This is a genomic window from Paenibacillus sp. USHLN196, assembly GCF_037144955.1.
In the GTDB taxonomy this organism is placed as follows: Bacteria; Bacillota; Bacilli; order Paenibacillales; family Paenibacillaceae; genus Paenibacillus; species Paenibacillus xylanexedens_C.
This window is the reverse complement of the sequence record NZ_JBBCYH010000001.1, coordinates 535,698-551,395: the sequence shown is the minus strand read 5'-3', so window position 1 is coordinate 551,395 and position 15,698 is coordinate 535,698. Positions and strand designations below refer to the sequence as shown.

Below are 15,698 nucleotides of genomic sequence, written 5' to 3'. Positions count from 1 at the left end.
GTTCATTTTAAATAGTAATAATTACGAAAAGAGGGAGTGACATGATACTATCTTCCATGCGTGATGTTGTATTCGGATATGGCAAAGAGCCGGTCATTGATCAACTGTCGCTGGATATCCATGTGGGAGAGTTCATAGGCATTACTGGCCCTAATGGTTCAGCCAAAACAACCCTGCTAAAGCTGCTGCTGGGGCTGTTGAAGCCCTGGAGTGGCACGATACATATGAGTCCGCAGTTGAAACGTGGGAACACATCCAATATCGGTTATGTGCCCCAGCAGGTGGCATCGTTTAATAGTGGATTTCCCAGCACGGTGAACGAACTGGTCCGATCCGGATGTTATACCAGACTGGGACTTTTTCGCAGATTTACATCGGAACAGGATGCCATCGTTGAACGCAGTTTGCGTGAGGTCGGCATGTGGGAATATCGGAATACACGTGTTGGTGAGCTGTCCGGTGGACAAAAACAGCGGATCTGTATTGCCAGAGCCATGGCTGGGCAACCGCAGGTTCTGGTACTTGATGAGCCGACAACGGGAATGGACCGACGCAGCCGAGAGGGCTTCTACGATCTGATGCGCCATTATGCGGATGTTCATGGATTAACGATTATTATGGTTACTCACGGGCTGGAAGAAATGGGAGATCGATTGGACCGTACCATTACCCTGGAGCGGCAAGAAAGTGAGGAATGGCAGTGTTTGAGTACGAGTTCATGCAACGTGCCTTCTGGGCAGGTGGACTGATTGGGATCATAGCTCCGATCCTGGGTGTCTATCTGATGCTCAGAAGACAGGTTCTTATGGCAGACACGTTATCCCATGTCTCACTCGCAGGGGTAGCGCTAGGTTCGGTTATGAATCTTAATCCGGTCATCTGCGGATTCGCCATTGCCATGATCGGTGCATTACTGGTTGAACAACTGCGGCGAAGTTACCGAACCTACAGCGAGGTACCTGTGGCGATCATCATGACTTCGGGGCTAGCCCTTGCAGTGGTATTGATGAGTCTCAAAACCAATCTGTCCAAAACATTCAGCTCATACTTATTTGGATCAATTGTCGCGGTTAGCGATATGCAGTTGTGGATGATGGCAGGTGTATGTGTCACGGGTTTACTATTTTTCATCATTCTCCGAAGACCGCTCTATAGCTTTACGTTTGATGAAGAGACAGCTTCCATTGGAGGCGTTCAAGTAAAAGGATTATCGTTTGCATTTGCCATTCTGACAGGAATGACTGTAGCATCAGCCATGCCGATCGTCGGTGTGCTACTGGTGTCTGCTCTCATCGTATTGCCCGCTGCCTTGGCACTCCGAGTATCTCGCAGTTTTACAGCAGCGATGATCGTCGCGGTAATCACGGGGGTAATCGGTATTTTTAGCGGACTGACAACATCTTATCATCTAAATACACCACCAGGAGGAACGATTGCTCTCATCCTGTTGGTCTTCCTATTGACTGGAATATCAGCGCAAAAGCTGATTGCACGATACAACCGCAAGCGTCACCGTAAAGAGAGAAATCAACAAGGACAACGAGCAACGTTAGTTATCCATTCAAGGAGGAATACATCACATGAAATTCAGTAAAAAAACAGCACTTGGGCTGTTATTCAGTCTGACACTTATCGTCGCAGGTTGCGGACAGAAATCCGCTTCCGGTACCAGCGCAGCTCCGACGGGCGCTCCCGTTCCAGCCGAGACGGAAACCGCAAAATTAAACGTGCAGGTTAGTTTCTATCCCATGTACGAATTCACTAAAAATGTAGCAGGCGACCTAGCGGATGTACATACGCTTGTTCCAGCGGGTATGGAGCCTCATGATTGGGAGCCAACACCACAGGACATTGCCAGTATTGAGAAAGCGGATGTGCTTGTATACAACGGTGCGGGTATGGAATCATGGATTGATCAGGTCACCGGAAGTCTGAGTAACACTTCACTCATTCAGGTGGAAGCAAGCAAGGGCATCAACCTGCTTGAAGGTGGAGAGCATGATCACCATCATGAAGATTCAGAGGCAACAGAACATGAACACGATCATGACCATGCGAATGAAGCGACTACAGAAGAACATGATCACGACCACGATCATGCAGATGAAGTGACTACAGAAGAACACGTCCACGATCATGACGCCGAGGCAGAGGCAGAAGCAGGACATGATCACGATCACGGGGGACTGGATCCCCACGTATGGCTGTCACCTGCATTGGCTGTAAAAGAAGTGCGCAATATTGAAGCAGGTTTGGCGCAGGCTGCCCCGGAACATGCTGAACAGTTCAAACAGAATGCAGATGCTTACATTGCTCAACTGGAGTCACTGGATCAGGACTTCAAGGTGGCTGTGACAGATAGCAAACGCAAGGATTTCATCACACAACACGCTGCATTTGGTTATCTGGCGAAAGAATATGACCTGCAGCAGGTACCTATTGCCGGGCTATCCCCTGAGCAGGAACCTTCGGCAGCACAGATGGCATCCGTTATTGATTTTGCGAAAGAGCATCAGGTGAAGACGATTTTCTTCGAAACATTGGTTTCATCCAAAGTGTCTGAGACGATTGCAAGTGAAGTGGGGGCCAAGACGGCTGTATTGAACCCGATTGAGGGACTCACCGAGGAAGAAATGGCGGCGGGAATGGACTACATTAGCGTGATGAGACAGAATCTGGAGGCACTGAAACTGGCGCTGAACGAATAATAAAAGACCAATTTGATGCCTGTCACCGAAAAAGGTACAATAATACAACATGCTGAGGAATGGAGTGCCATTCCTTTGCCTTTTTGCGAAGCAGAGAGCACAGTGATGTGCTCTCTGCTTCGTTTAAGGTGACCCGATTGAGGAGAACAGGAGGAAGCAGTAGATGAATTCAAATGAAGAACATGAAGTGCTGTTAAGTGAACAGCCAGCCCATCTGTGGAAACGGCGCAAGCTGGAGCTGATGAACTGGACGGAGCGTGACAAACATACAGTATCTGCGAAGATAACGGAGATATGGAATGGCGTTGAAGTGGATGCCGAGCTCGTGAACGCATTGTCCATACTTCAGAATGCGGGAGTCAAGACAGAATTTTCATGTGCAGGGGTGAGTCCGCTCGATGAACCTGTCGATCATTCCCTTTATGCTTATGTTACTCTGATACAAAGTGAAGTTGCGGATCAATTCGTGCACTACGCGCTTAGTCGGATGCGGAATCGACTGCTCGTTACACTAGAGGCCGAAAAGGGCCGCTATGATCTGTCTTCTTTTTTCATTGGACACAATCGGAGCTTCTGCTGGTGGATGGAGCACTGCGCCTTACAGTTCGGAAGCCGAAACGAATCGAGTGAAAAAAGCGTAGTATAAAAGATAGACTTGTTTACTTAAAGGAAAAGGAGGTATGACACGATTGAATAAGTGGGTCAAAACGATACTTTTTCTACTAGGCTCCGTTTTTCTTACACGATTCATCCCATTCTCGTCCTTGTTCCGTAATCTGGATACGATGATTCACGAATTCGGTCATGCATTGATGACGCTGTTATTGTCCGGTAAAGTGCTGCGAATTGAATTGTACGCTGATCACAGCGGTGTAACGTATTCGTCCATGCTGACGCCAGGCAGATCAATTCTGGTTTCTCTGGCGGGATATATCAGTGCATCACTGTTTGCCTGGCTGTTGTTCTACTTATACCGCAAAGGCTTGCATATGTGGGGACTGGGGATCATGACAGCTGTAGCTCTGGTGTCACTCCTGTTATATGTAAGAGGGGAGTTCGGCATGTTATGGCTGACCGGGTTCATCGTTCTGAACGTTGTCATTATGATTTTTGGCGCCAAGATCGTGAAGTTCTATTATCTGTTACTGGCGTTTCTTACGTTGGAAGAGTCTGTTGTTAGTGCTGTATACGTTGGATTGATGTCCTGGACCCAGCCTTCACGGGCAGGGGATGCAGCGAATCTCGCTCAGCAGACATTCCTTCCCGCGCTGTTCTGGGGCACGCTGTTTGCTCTGTTTTCACTGTGGTGTGCGAACAGAGCACTCACTCTCTTTTTCCGCAAAGAAGGCACTTCGCGTGCACCAAGAGCTCGCCGAGTAAGAAGAGCGTAACGGCTAGAACGCTAAAAGGCACTTCCTTTTTCGACAAAGGAGGTGCCTTTTGATGCGGCCAATCAATCCCCCAAGTTGTCCCATAACACGTAGAAGTAATAGATTTCCTCCATAATCGCCTTGTCATCCTCTGCCGCAACGCCGCCCTTAATTCGGGCGAGAGTACCCAAAATATCGTATATCGTCTCACGTTCGACACTGAATTGAATTCGGTCTACGATTCGTTCCCAAGCCTGCATCGCATAATCAATCTGTGACTTGGCTGCCGTCCACTGTTTGCCCTCCACGTGCTTTTCCAGCGTTTGCACCGATTCGAGCAAGCGATCTTCCGTACCAAAGGGCTTTTTGAGAAACGATCCGCTGGCCATGATCGCTACGAATAACAAGATCAAAAAGATCGGAAGTACATATAGCAACCAGAAACGTGTTTTCATTCAACCACCTCCCGCTATGTGAACATTTAGAATGGTCCTTCATAGTCACCCATATCTGTTTTTTCTTTAAAATGATCATCGAAGAGATCAATGTACAATTTGTCATTGGGTAGAATGGCAGCAAATGCAATATCCTGAATCGTCACTTTCTGCTTCTTTAGTTGTTCGGTAAGCCACTGGATATCTTTATTTCTCTCAGACAGGTTCTGTTTGATCAGAACACCATCAATGATCAGTTCGGTCATCAGCTTGCTTTTCGGGGGATGCATATGCATATCTTTAGCTGTAAGAGGCTGATTCTCAGGTTTTAACACTACGGAGAGACTGCCATCAGGTTCCATGATTGCATAGTCAAGTGTAGTGATATCAAATACATCCTTTTGCCGCAACATTACGGTCAGTTCGTCGAACTTCACACGCATTTTATGCAGATTCTGTTCCAAAATTTTGCCGTTCTGAATGACCAGAGTAGGATCGGAATCCATCAGTTTGGAGAGGGTTCGGTTTTTCAGCGTTAAGAACTGAAAGACGATCGTAATGATTGTGAAAATGGTCAAGGCCACAAAATGAATCCACGCCTTGGAGGAGAGATCGGTTGCAAAAGTCCCCGCAATGGAACCGATTGTGATGCCGTTAATGTAATCAAAATACGTCAAGTTACCCATCTGTTGTTTGCCCAGCACCCTTGTGTAGATGATCAGAGTCAGAAAGGCAATAATAGACCTTACGGCAACAACCCATGTTTCTTCCATCATAATATGTATCACCTTCCTTTACTTCACTTCTCCAATTCTCTATAACAAGCTTTTCCTAGGCTGGAGGATCTTATGCTTGAACGCAAAAAACCGAAACCTGGATAAGTGTCCCAAGCTTCGGTTTCAATAAACTATCTAATCGTTAAACACCGGAATACGCCATAAACCCGCCATCTACAGGGATAACTGTGCCTGTGACAAAGCCGGATTGTCTTTCATCCGCAAGCCACATTAACGTGCCAAGCAGATCTTCCGGTTTGCCGAAACGGCGCATAGGAGTATGCGCAATGATTTTACTCGAACGTTCCGTAGGAGAACCGTCTGGTTGCAGCAATAGATTGCGGTTTTGCTCGGTAAGGAAGAACCCGGGTGCAATAGCATTGACACGAATTCCGGATTCGGCCAGATGAACGGCGAGCCATTGCGTGAAGTTGTTAATGGCTGCCTTGGCAGCACTATACGCTGGAACTTTGGTCATGGGTGACGGGGCGCTCATGGAAGAAATATTGATGACAGTCGCCGGAACATCGCGTTCAATCATATGTCTTGCAAAGATCTGAGTAGGAATGAGGGAACCGACAAAATTCAGATCCATCACCTGACGAAATCCCTCTACGCTTACATCAAAAAACGTCGTAACGTCCTGCTGTTCCAGATCTTCCAGTCTGAATATTTCATTCGTAGTATTGGCACTGGCGTTATTGCCACCGGCACCGTTAATCAGAATATCACAGGGACCGAGCTGTTCCAGCACCGCATCTGCTGCCGCTTGCACGCTATCGGCTTGGGTCACATCACAGGCTACAGCAATTGCTCTGCCACCGGCAGCTTCAATGGCAGCTACAACTTCCTGACCCTTGGACACGGTGCGGTTCAGAATGGCTACATTTGCACCATGCCGCGCAAGTTCTTCCGCCATGGAGCGGCATAGTACTCCAGCACCTCCGGTGATTACAGCCGTTCTGCCTTCGAGACGAGTTGAGCGTTCAAATTGATGTTCACTCATGCTTTTGCCCTCCTTTGCAACGAATCCCAGACACCCCACAGATACATGATTCCCAGAGCCCGGTCATAGAGCCCATAACCAGGTCGGCACTGTTCCCCCCAGAGATGACGACCGTGGTCGGGTCTTGCATAACCTTCATAACCAATATCATGGTAAGCCTCAACAACTCCCGCAATATCGACGCTTCCATCTTGACTACGGTGCGACGTTTCAATAAAGTCGCCGTTATCATAGATTTTGACATTACGAATATGGGCAAAAGGAATCCGGTCTTTGAATTCGTGAATCATCCCGATAATATCATTATCAGCATTCGCTCCCAGAGAGCCACTGCATAGTGTCACGCTGTTGTAAGGGCTATCATAAAGATTCAAATATTTCCGAACATTCTCCTGACTTGTAATAATCTTTGGTAATCCAAAGATTGGCCATGGCGGGTCATCCGGATGGATGGCCATGCGAATCCCCAGCCGTTCGGCTGTAGGCATAATCTCTTGCAGGAAGTAACGGGCATGCTCCCACATATGATCTTCTGTCACATCTTTATAGGCTTCGAACAGACCTGTTAAATATTGCAATCGCTCCGGTTCCCAACCTGGCATGGTGAGTGCGGAGTTTTCCGTAATGCGTCGAACGAGTTCTAGAGGTTCTATATCTGCGAGTTTACTGTGCTCATAGAAGAGGGCAGTTGAGCCATCCTCCATTTCCTTGTGCATATCCGTGCGAAGCCAGTCGAAGATCGGCATGAAATTGTAACAGATGACTTTCACACCTACCTGGGCCAGTTTCTCCATCGTTTTAATATAATTTGCGATGTACTTATCCCTTGATGGTAGTCCTAATTTGATATCCTCATGGATGTTCACACTCTCAACGACATCCAGATGTAACCCGGCCTTGTCTGCTGCCGCTTTGACCGCTAGTATTTTGTCCATCGGCCATTCCTCGCCAGCAGGAACATCGTGTAGAGCCCACACAATACCTTCAACACCCGGAATCTGGCGGATGTGATCCAGTGTTACCGTGTCATTGCCTTCGCCGAACCAGCGAAAAACCATTCTCATCACGTTCACCTCATCATGAATAGTAGTAAGAAGAATTCAGTCATTGAAAATAGGAAGGATATGTATCCTGCAGGACAGCCAAATCGGTGACAGTTAAATGCAGATGTTCCTGCATCAATCGTTCTGCCGTCTGGGCATCATGCTGCTGAATAGCCTGAACCATGGACCTGTGCTGTTCAATCAGATGATCCCACTGGTGATCCGAGGACAGACGAAGCATGCGGCTTCGATTCAAATGCACATTCATCTGCTGGATGACAGTCCAGGTGTTGCTTTTGTTGCAGCCTGCAAAAAGAGTGCTATGGAATTCCTCATCCAATTGGAACATTCGTTCATCATCCGGTTTGATCTTACATTCCTGTTGACGCGCAAGATTCTGTTCAAGTGCAATCATCTGTTCGTCTGGAAAGGTCTCGCAAGCGAGCCTGATTACAGCACGTTCAAGCTGTTCACGCATGAATCGTGCTTCCTCAACGAGATCGACCTGGATCAGAGAGACGTAGGTACCACGCTGTGGATACACTTCCAGCAGACCTTCCTGAGCCAGTCTTACGAAACTTTCTCGAACGGGTGTCCGGCTGACCTGAAATTCCAACGAAATTTCTTTCTCTGAAATGGCTGTTCCCGGAGGCAGCTTCAGACTCAAAATCAGCTTTTTAAGCGTAACGTACACCGCGTCCCGGGCGGAGTAAGACTGTTTGTTCATGGAAGACAGACTGTTCGCAGCAGGCAACAAACCGGCTTTGGATGATAACTTGGGGGTATATTCCACAACTTCAACTCCTTCTTTGACATACTACCATACTTGTATGGTAGTATGGAAGCGCTTTATCAACATTATGTTGAATTTGTTTAATGATTCACTTGCAGTTCAAGTGAGTAGAGAGTACAATTCAATCATTAGGTTCGAATGTTTAAACCAACAGACGTCAGACAGAGAACAACAATATACGAAGAATAGTGTAGAGGTGAACACCATGGGACAAAAAGCGATCAGCGTTTTTCAAACCTGTATCCCGTTATTTCAAGTATTAAGTGACAACCATCGTCAAGCCATTTTGCTGACACTTACCGAGAAGGGCAGAATGACGGTAAATGAAATTACCGAACAATCCAGCCTATCCCGGCCAGCCATATCTCATCATCTCAAGCTGTTGTTAGAGAAGGGGCTCATATCTGTTGAACAGAAGGGCACACAGCGCTATTATTCGGCTTCATTGAATGCATCGGTGGAACTGCTGAAGGAGCTGGTAGCTGCTTTGGAAGAAGAGTGTCTGTAGATTAATGATAATAAAACATGCTTTTTGCATGTGCCTTATAGGTTCGTAAGTTTAAACGCTTAATCTATAATGAAGTAGAGGAGTATACTTATATGATAACAACTATGCAGGAAGTAACTCGTCAGGAAGTTGAACAGATTTTGGAGCAGCAACGACAATTCTTTCGTTCGGGGGCCACACGATCGGCAGAAGCCCGAATTGCCCGTCTAACCCAACTGAAGCAGGCGATTCAAAAGTACGAGACCAGACTAACAGAAGCTCTCTATCATGATTTGGGGAAAAGTGAATTTGAATCGTATACGACCGAGATCGGATTCATGATGGACAGCATCACACACACCATTCGAAAAGTGAAGAAATGGGTGAAACCCGTTAAAGTCAAAACACAAATGGCACTTCTGGGTTCCAAAAGTTATATCATACCTGAACCCTATGGGGCCGTACTGATCATCGGACCTTTCAATTATCCATTTCAACTCTTGATCGAGCCATTGGTAGGCGCTATCGCGGCAGGTAACACAGCCGTGCTCAAAGCGTCAGAGAATACACCTGCGGTGTCCGCTGTAGTACGTGAAATGATTGCGACAGTGTTCGAACCGGCATACGTTCAGGTACTTGACGGTGCCAAAGATACAACGACAGCGCTAATCAACGCGCCGTTTGACTATATCTTTTTTACAGGCAGTGTACCGGTTGGCAAAATTGTGATGGAGGCAGCTGCCAAAAATCTGGTTCCCGTTACGTTGGAACTGGGCGGTAAAAGTCCGGTCATCGTCGATGAACAGGCGGATCTCAAAGTAGCTGCGGAGCGCATCATATGGGGCAAACTGCTCAATACAGGACAGACCTGCATCGCACCCGATTATTTAATCGTGCATGAACGCGTGAAGGAACAGTTAGTTGCGGAGATGAAAGCAGCGATCGTGTCTTTCTTTGGTTCAGATATCCAGCACAACAAGGACTATGGTCGAATCGTGAACAAGGGACATTTTAAACGTTTGACGACTCTGATCGAAAGAGATCAGGCCAAAGTGATATATGGAGGAGCTTCGGATGAAGAGGATCGCTTTATTGAACCTACACTAATTGATGCGGAGTCCTGGGATGCAGCGACAATGGAAGATGAGATTTTTGGACCGATTCTACCGATCATCAGCTACCGTAACCTGGATGAAGCTATTGTAGAAATTGTAAAGCGGCCGAAACCGCTCGCCTTGTATCTGTTTACTTCCAATACCCAGATTCAGGACAAAGTGCTTCGCGAAGTTTCATTTGGTGGCGGATGCATTAACGATACCATCACGCACGTAGCGAATCCGCGTCTGCCTTTTGGCGGTGTAGGTCATTCAGGTGTTGGCTCGTATCATGGGCAGTATAGCTTCGAAACCTTCTCTCATCTCAAAAGTGTACTGAAGAAAAGCACCAAAGTGAATCTGCCGATTCTGTATCCACCATATGATAACAAGCTGAAGTTAATTAAACGTTTGTTAAAGTGAAAGTTGCTTTACTAAAAATAAGAAAGGTGAACAGCCTGCTACTGGATTTCATTCCGGAGCAGGCTGTTCCTGTCGGTAACGGGATGGCGACATACCGGACCAGCGCTTGAATTGACGACTGAAGTGGGCAATGTCCTTGTACCCAAGCATGACCGCAATATTCTGAACGGACAGCTTCGGATTACCCAGAAGAAGCTTTGCTTCATGCAGAACCAACTGGGATAACACCGCGCGAGGAGACTGACCAAATACCTGTTTAAAGACGCGATTACAGTGAGAAGAACTGATGCCCAGTTCTGCTGCAATATCATCGATGCCATAATGGCTATCGGATTCATGTCCCTGTTTGAATTGTTGACTCATCAGGCCTTGCAATCGATTGCGAATCTGATGTGCGAGTTCAACCTTCTCGTATCCGTCGGTAAACCATTGCGCTGCCTCCTGAGAGACCGCCTCCCATAGATGGCCGAATAGTTCAAATACCGCAGATTGCAACTGCATGCGCTGCACCATTGTACTTGCTACTTCATCATCCGCAGATGACATCAATTTGCGCAAAACAGGCTCGATCTGCTGCGTAACCGGGCTATCTGCACTGAATAGTACTTGTTTGATGCGCCCAAGCAACGATAGGAACAACTGATCATCAATGTCAAAATGCATGCAAAAATAGGTGAATCCTTTACCGTTATGGCTCTGGCTGGAATGAATACTTCCCGGAGGAATCAGGAGCAGCTCGCCAGCCTTTTGAATATACAGGGTACCGTTCACCATCATGCGTTGCTCGCCTTCCGTAACATAATTCAATTCATATTGAGGGTGTTCATGCGCTGGATAATCCCAATCCGTGCCGACACTTCTCAGATGAATGGCGAATAGATTGACCGTTGTTTGCACATCTGGGTAAAAAACTTCATGTACACTTTCTCCCAAAGCGGGAGGCAAGTAAGTTGAAGACATAGAAGATCCCCCTTATAACTAATGAAATGCTGGGTTAACTTATGAGGTCAATTATAAATCATTTTTGTGTAACCGCTTTAATTCATTATAGTCTATCAGCTTGATTTGGGTAAATATCAGATTGATTTGATCATGGCCTGGGGTGAAACCACGTGGTAGGATGGGGCTAATGAAAACGTATGCATACCATTCTGAGAGGGGTTATGATTCATGAGTACATCCAAATCCATCTTTTATAATGCACATCACGCACCGATCGGTGCTTTTGCCAGTTTCACACTTGGATACAAAGGCGCCAAGGGTGGGCTGGGTCTGGAACTCGGCAAGCCGGCAGACCAGAACGTATATATTGGACTACAGTCTCGCGACGGAGAGAATTATCAGGCACTTCCTTTTTATGAAGCTACGGAAGATGAGAGCAGCCGTTATGATGTAGAGAAATTGGAGAATGGTGACACGGCTCCGCCCACGACACAGACAAAAGCTCAACAACCTCTTATTTCTGCTTTTCGTGATGAAGAGATTACTCGCGAATTCACCTCGGGAACGGATACTTGGACTGCAGGAGATCTGACGTTCCGCATCTATTCGCCTGTACGACCCGTACCAGATCCAACGAGTGGAGATCGTGAAGCCTTAATGGATGCACTCGTACCTGCCGTATTGGTAGAGATGACGATTGACAACACGCAAGGTCAACAACCACGGAAAGCCTACTTTGGCTATCAGGGCAATGATCCGTACGCTGCGATGCGTCTGATTGGAGGACCGGAAGGTGGCTCCATCACAGGTGTTGGACAAGGTCGGCTTACAGCCATAATGTCGGCAGATGACGGACTGTGGCCTGCGCGCGGGTTTACGTTGGAGAAGCTGTTACAGGAGAAGCATCGGGAGAATCTGGCTTTTGGACTTGGCGGAACTGCAGCATTACTGATGGAGGTACCGGCCGGAGAGAAACGCACATATCAATTCGCAGTATGTTTCTATCGTGGGGGCATTGTGACGACTGGAATGGATACGACGTATTGGTATACGCGGTATTTTGCAGACATCCAGGCGGCAGGAGAGTATGCACTGCAACGTTTCAGTGAGCTGACCGCTTCCTGTGCAGAGGTTGAACAACGCCTTGGGACAGCTGCGCTGACAGAAGATCAATCCTTCATGCTTGCTCATTCCATTCACAGCTACTATGCCAGCACTCAACTGCTGGATGCCGATGGAGAGCCACTCTGGGTGGTGAATGAAGGGGAGTATCGAATGATGAACACACTTGATCTGACAGCAGATCAGCTGTATTTCGAGCTTGCCTTGAACCCCTGGACGGTGCGGAACGAGCTGGAGTGGTTTGTAAAACGGTACAGTTATACGGACCAGGTACGTTTCCCGGGGGAAGAGAAGTTATATCCGGGCGGGATTACCTTTACCCATGATATCGGTGTAGCCAATGTATTCTCACGTCCCGGACACTCGGCATATGAGCTAGTTGGCATTGATGACTGTTTCTCACAAATGAGCCACGAGGAACTGGTAAATTGGCTCTGCTGTGCGACGGTGTACATTGAACAGACCCAGGATCAGGCTTTTGTAAAAGACATGTTACCTGTTATTCAGGATTGCTTCGAAAGTATGCTTAATCGGGACCATCCCGACGCAGATGAACGTAACGGTCTGATGGGTCTGGATAGCAGCCGGACACAAGGTGGGGCAGAGATTACAACCTACGATAGCCTGGATGTATCACTTGGTCAGTCTCGAAACAACATCTATCTGGCCGGGAAGTGCTGGGCGGTCTACGTTGCATTGGAGAAGCTGTTCGCTGCTGAAAAACTGGCTGATCTGTCCCATCAGGCAGGGCGCCAAGCAGATCGCTGTGCTGCCAGTATCGCTGCACAGATGACAGATGGTGGCTACATTCCGGCTGTAATCGCGGAAAATAATGATTCTCGGATCATTCCGGCGATTGAAGGTCTTGTATTCCCTTACTTTACTGGCTGCGAAGCAGCGCTGGATATCAACGGACGTTTTGGACCTTACTTGAAGGCACTCCAAACCCATCTGAAGACGGTTCTTGTACCCGGAACATGCCTGTTCGAAGATGGAGGATGGAAACTGTCCTCGACAAGCAATAACTCGTGGCTGAGCAAAATCTATCTGTCCCAATTTATCACCAGAGAACTGCTGGGTGTGGAATGGGATGAGACTGGGAAGGCAGCAGACGCCGCTCATGTCAACTGGCTGCTGCATCCGGAGGAATCCTACTGGTGCTGGAGTGACCAGATCCTGTCTGGTGTAGCAGTTGGTAGCAAGTACTATCCGCGTGGTGTAACGTCCATCCTGTGGTTGCTCGAAGGCAAAGGCAATCGCCTAGCACAGATCTATGCCAGTAAGGAGGCGGTACAATGAGCCAATCCGTCGTTCGATCTGGTCTGTCAGGTCCACAATACGATGCATGGCTGGGATATCACTCCACATTGTCAGGAGCGAATGGGTTTGCTAGGAAGACGGCTCCGCTCTGGAGCAGGCTGATTTTGGCCGAAGAAAATCATCAGATCATTACGACAGCTCTGACCGAACTTTCACAGGGATTGGAGAAGTTGTATGGAGTGAAACCAACGGTCAGTCAGCAGGTTGCTTCTCAGGCTAGTGAGCGAGATGAGCATGCTCCAGCAATACGAATCGGCACTTGGGCTGGAAGTGATTCTGTGGCGGAAGCGTTTAGCGAAACCGAGCGTTCTGCAGTGCAAGGGGAAGGGTATATCATTCGCAAGGACGAGGCAGAAGGAGTACTTGTCATTGGATCAGAGACTCCCCAAGGTGTGCTGTATGGTGCATTTCATCTGCTTCGAGAGATGACACTGGATCAGGAAAGTGCAAGCGAAACGGATGAAGCTGTGGACAAGTGGAGTTTTATTACCGAGCAGCCAACCAATGCGCTACGGATGATTAATCAGTGGGATAACGTGGACGGTAGTATTGAGCGTGGCTACGCAGGAGACTCCATTTTCTATGATAACGGCGAATTCACGCTGGACTTGGAACGTATCCGGGATTACGCACGTTTACTCGCTTCCACAGGCATCAATGCCATATCGATCAACAACGTTAACGTCCATCGGCGTGAGAGCCTGTTCCTGACAGAGCGTTACTTGGGTGATGTGGCGAAGGTTGCCGCTCAATTCAGAGCCTATGGCATTCGACTGTTCCTGAGCGCCAACTACGCAAGTCCAATCGAGATTGGTGGATTACGTACAGCTGATCCGCTGGATGCGCAGGTAAGGGAATGGTGGAACATTCAAACGGCTAAGGTGTACGCAGCTATTCCGGATTTTGGAGGTTACCTGATCAAGGCAGACTCCGAGAATCGTCCGGGACCGTTCACGTATAACCGGGATCATGCCGATGGTGCGAACATGCTGGCTGAAGCCCTTCGTCCCTTTGGTGGCTTGGTGATCTGGCGTTGCTTCGTATATAACTGCAAGCAGGACTGGCGGGATCGTTCCACAGACCGTGCACGGGCAGCCTATGACCACTTTACGCCACTGGATGGGCGTTTTGCCGACAATGTCATTTTACAGATCAAGAACGGACCGATGGACTTTCAGGTGAGGGAAGCGGTATCCCCGCTGTTCGGCGCCATGGAGAATACGAATCAGGTGATTGAGTTCCAGATTACCCAGGAGTATACCGGGCAGCAGCGTCATCTGTGTTATCTGGTTCCCCAATGGAAAGAAGTGCTGGACTTTGACACGTACGCTAAAGGAAAAGGCTCAGAGATCAAACGAATCGCGAATGGTTCTCTGTATAACCGACCTTATAGTGGCTTCGCCGCTGTATCCAATATCGGCGCAGATGCCTGTTGGACAGGACATCCACTTGCACAGGCTAATTTGTATGGATACGGAAGACTTGCGTGGAATCCGGAGCTGTCCGCGGAAGAGATTGCCGATGAGTGGGTGAGACTCACATTTGGACATGAGGACGAAGTCGTGCTGCAGGTTACGGGTATGCTTTTGAATTCACTAGGTATCTATGAAAATTATACGGCACCTCTCGGTGTAGGCTGGATGGTTAATCCGGAGCATCATTATGGGCCGAATGTGGATGGGTATGAGTATTCCAAATGGGGGACGTATCACTTCGCCGATTGTCACGGCATTGGAGTAGATCGAACCGTGAAGAGCGGCACAGGGTATACCTCACAGTATTCCCCTGAGAATGCTAAACGTTATGAGTCCTTGGATACCTGTCCGGATGAGTTGATCTTGTTTTTCCATCACGTGCCGTACACCCATGTTCTGCATTCGGGTAAGACAGTCATCCAGCATATTTATGATACACACTTTGAAGGCGCTGCGCAGGCTGAGGCGTTAGCGGAGACATGGAGACAGCTGGAGGGAAAAGTGGACCCCGTTATCTTCAGCAAAGTTGCTTCATTACAGGACAATCAGGCCGAACATGCGAAGGAATGGCGGGATATGATCAATACGTACTTCTACCGCAAGAGCGGAATTGCGGATGAACAGGGACGAACAATCTATTGATTGGTGATGTGAATAAAGAACATACCTTGTTTTCTTTGATGTAAAATAGACAGCATGGACATA

The 15,698-nt window shown here is 47.9% G+C and carries 15 protein-coding genes; 9 read left to right on the top strand and 6 right to left on the bottom strand.

The genetic code is table 11. The features are described 5' to 3' along the window. Window positions 1–41: 41 nt before the first annotated feature. From WFI24_RS02340 to WFI24_RS02320, 5 genes are all read left to right on the top strand, one after another. Entirely contained in the window at window positions 42–749 is a 708-nt protein-coding gene (locus tag WFI24_RS02340; protein ID WP_336758442.1) for a metal ABC transporter ATP-binding protein, read from the top strand. After that, window positions 695–1,594: a metal ABC transporter permease gene (locus WFI24_RS02335; protein WP_336758441.1), complete on the top strand. Its 900-nt coding sequence runs from the start codon at window positions 695–697 to the stop codon at window positions 1,592–1,594. Before WFI24_RS02340 ends, WFI24_RS02335 begins: the two co-directional genes overlap by 55 nt. Beyond that, a complete protein-coding gene (locus WFI24_RS02330) occupies window positions 1,581–2,708 on the top strand; it encodes a metal ABC transporter substrate-binding protein (protein WP_336758440.1) in 1,128 nt (375 codons plus the stop codon). The genes WFI24_RS02335 and WFI24_RS02330 overlap by 14 nt, the downstream gene beginning before the upstream one ends. A 163-nt stretch (window positions 2,709–2,871) precedes the next feature. Then, on the top strand, window positions 2,872–3,354 hold the full coding sequence (locus WFI24_RS02325; protein ID WP_336758438.1) for a hypothetical protein: 483 nt from the start codon (window positions 2,872–2,874) through the stop codon (window positions 3,352–3,354). A gap of 43 nt (window positions 3,355–3,397) precedes the next feature. Then, window positions 3,398–4,099, top strand: coding sequence for a M50 family metallopeptidase (locus WFI24_RS02320; protein ID WP_336758436.1), 702 nt, complete (start codon window positions 3,398–3,400; stop codon window positions 4,097–4,099). Between the two features lie 62 nt (window positions 4,100–4,161). On the opposite strand, the gene WFI24_RS02315 is transcribed toward WFI24_RS02320, so the two are convergent. The 5 genes from WFI24_RS02315 to WFI24_RS02295 all read right to left on the bottom strand — a co-directional run bounded on the left by WFI24_RS02315 (window position 4,162) and on the right by WFI24_RS02295 (window position 8,064). Next, window positions 4,162–4,533 (bottom strand): DUF4363 family protein, encoded by a 372-nt coding sequence (locus WFI24_RS02315; RefSeq protein ID WP_221821506.1) that lies wholly within the window; start codon window positions 4,531–4,533, stop codon window positions 4,162–4,164. 26 nt (window positions 4,534–4,559) lie between these two features. Beyond that, the gene (locus WFI24_RS02310) at window positions 4,560–5,288 is read right to left on the bottom strand and encodes a DUF421 domain-containing protein (protein WP_336758434.1); all 729 of its coding nucleotides are present in this window, start codon (window positions 5,286–5,288) and stop codon (window positions 4,560–4,562) included. Window positions 5,289–5,430: 142 nt separating this feature from the next. Continuing rightward, the gene (locus tag WFI24_RS02305; protein ID WP_336758432.1) at window positions 5,431–6,294 is read right to left on the bottom strand and encodes an SDR family oxidoreductase; all 864 of its coding nucleotides are present in this window, start codon (window positions 6,292–6,294) and stop codon (window positions 5,431–5,433) included. Then, on the bottom strand, window positions 6,291–7,358 hold the full coding sequence (gene uxuA, locus WFI24_RS02300) for a mannonate dehydratase (protein WP_336758430.1): 1,068 nt from the start codon (window positions 7,356–7,358) through the stop codon (window positions 6,291–6,293). The genes WFI24_RS02305 and uxuA overlap by 4 nt, the downstream gene beginning before the upstream one ends. Window positions 7,359–7,398: 40 nt before the next feature. Further along, complete coding sequence (locus WFI24_RS02295; RefSeq protein WP_336758765.1) at window positions 7,399–8,064, bottom strand: GntR family transcriptional regulator; 666 nt, start codon at window positions 8,062–8,064, stop codon at window positions 7,399–7,401. Window positions 8,065–8,335: 271 nt separating this feature from the next. Between WFI24_RS02295 and WFI24_RS02290 the strand changes: the two genes are divergently transcribed. Further along, window positions 8,336–8,638 (top strand): ArsR/SmtB family transcription factor, encoded by a 303-nt coding sequence (locus WFI24_RS02290; protein WP_076331658.1) that lies wholly within the window; start codon window positions 8,336–8,338, stop codon window positions 8,636–8,638. A 92-nt stretch (window positions 8,639–8,730) separates the two neighbouring features. Further along, window positions 8,731–10,134 carry an aldehyde dehydrogenase gene (locus WFI24_RS02285; protein ID WP_336758427.1) on the top strand — a complete coding sequence of 468 codons (1,404 nt, stop codon included), beginning with the start codon at window positions 8,731–8,733 and terminating at the stop codon, window positions 10,132–10,134. A 48-nt stretch (window positions 10,135–10,182) separates the two neighbouring features. Here the strand turns inward: WFI24_RS02285 and WFI24_RS02280 are convergent, their stop codons facing one another. Then, window positions 10,183–11,094 (bottom strand): AraC family transcriptional regulator, encoded by a 912-nt coding sequence (locus tag WFI24_RS02280; protein WP_336758426.1) that lies wholly within the window; start codon window positions 11,092–11,094, stop codon window positions 10,183–10,185. Window positions 11,095–11,304: 210 nt separating this feature from the next. On the opposite strand from WFI24_RS02280, the gene WFI24_RS02275 reads away from it, so the two are divergent. Both WFI24_RS02275 and WFI24_RS02270 read left to right on the top strand, forming a co-directional pair. Beyond that, window positions 11,305–13,497 (top strand): glycoside hydrolase family 52 protein, encoded by a 2,193-nt coding sequence (locus WFI24_RS02275; protein ID WP_336758424.1) that lies wholly within the window; start codon window positions 11,305–11,307, stop codon window positions 13,495–13,497. Next, complete coding sequence (locus WFI24_RS02270; protein WP_336758422.1) at window positions 13,494–15,635, top strand: alpha-glucuronidase family glycosyl hydrolase; 2,142 nt, start codon at window positions 13,494–13,496, stop codon at window positions 15,633–15,635. The genes WFI24_RS02275 and WFI24_RS02270 overlap by 4 nt, the downstream gene beginning before the upstream one ends. Window positions 15,636–15,698: the final 63 nt, after the last annotated feature.

Coding starts and splice junctions, on each gene's coding strand:
- WFI24_RS02340 (WP_336758442.1), top strand. CDS start 42: ATGATACTATCTTCCATGCGTGATGTTGTATTCGGATATGGCAAAGAG.
- WFI24_RS02335 (WP_336758441.1), top strand. CDS start 695: ATGGCAGTGTTTGAGTACGAGTTCATGCAACGTGCCTTCTGGGCAGGT.
- WFI24_RS02330 (WP_336758440.1), top strand. CDS start 1,581: ATGAAATTCAGTAAAAAAACAGCACTTGGGCTGTTATTCAGTCTGACA.
- WFI24_RS02325 (WP_336758438.1), top strand. CDS start 2,872: ATGAATTCAAATGAAGAACATGAAGTGCTGTTAAGTGAACAGCCAGCC.
- WFI24_RS02315 (WP_221821506.1), bottom strand. CDS start 4,533: ATGAAAACACGTTTCTGGTTGCTATATGTACTTCCGATCTTTTTGATC.
- WFI24_RS02310 (WP_336758434.1), bottom strand. CDS start 5,288: ATGATGGAAGAAACATGGGTTGTTGCCGTAAGGTCTATTATTGCCTTT.
- WFI24_RS02305 (WP_336758432.1), bottom strand. CDS start 6,294: ATGAGTGAACATCAATTTGAACGCTCAACTCGTCTCGAAGGCAGAACG.
- uxuA (WP_336758430.1), bottom strand. CDS start 7,358: ATGAGAATGGTTTTTCGCTGGTTCGGCGAAGGCAATGACACGGTAACA.
- WFI24_RS02295 (WP_336758765.1), bottom strand. CDS start 8,064: ATGAACAAACAGTCTTACTCCGCCCGGGACGCGGTGTACGTTACGCTT.
- WFI24_RS02290 (WP_076331658.1), top strand. CDS start 8,336: ATGGGACAAAAAGCGATCAGCGTTTTTCAAACCTGTATCCCGTTATTT.
- WFI24_RS02285 (WP_336758427.1), top strand. CDS start 8,731: ATGATAACAACTATGCAGGAAGTAACTCGTCAGGAAGTTGAACAGATT.
- WFI24_RS02280 (WP_336758426.1), bottom strand. CDS start 11,094: ATGTCTTCAACTTACTTGCCTCCCGCTTTGGGAGAAAGTGTACATGAA.
- WFI24_RS02275 (WP_336758424.1), top strand. CDS start 11,305: ATGAGTACATCCAAATCCATCTTTTATAATGCACATCACGCACCGATC.
- WFI24_RS02270 (WP_336758422.1), top strand. CDS start 13,494: ATGAGCCAATCCGTCGTTCGATCTGGTCTGTCAGGTCCACAATACGAT.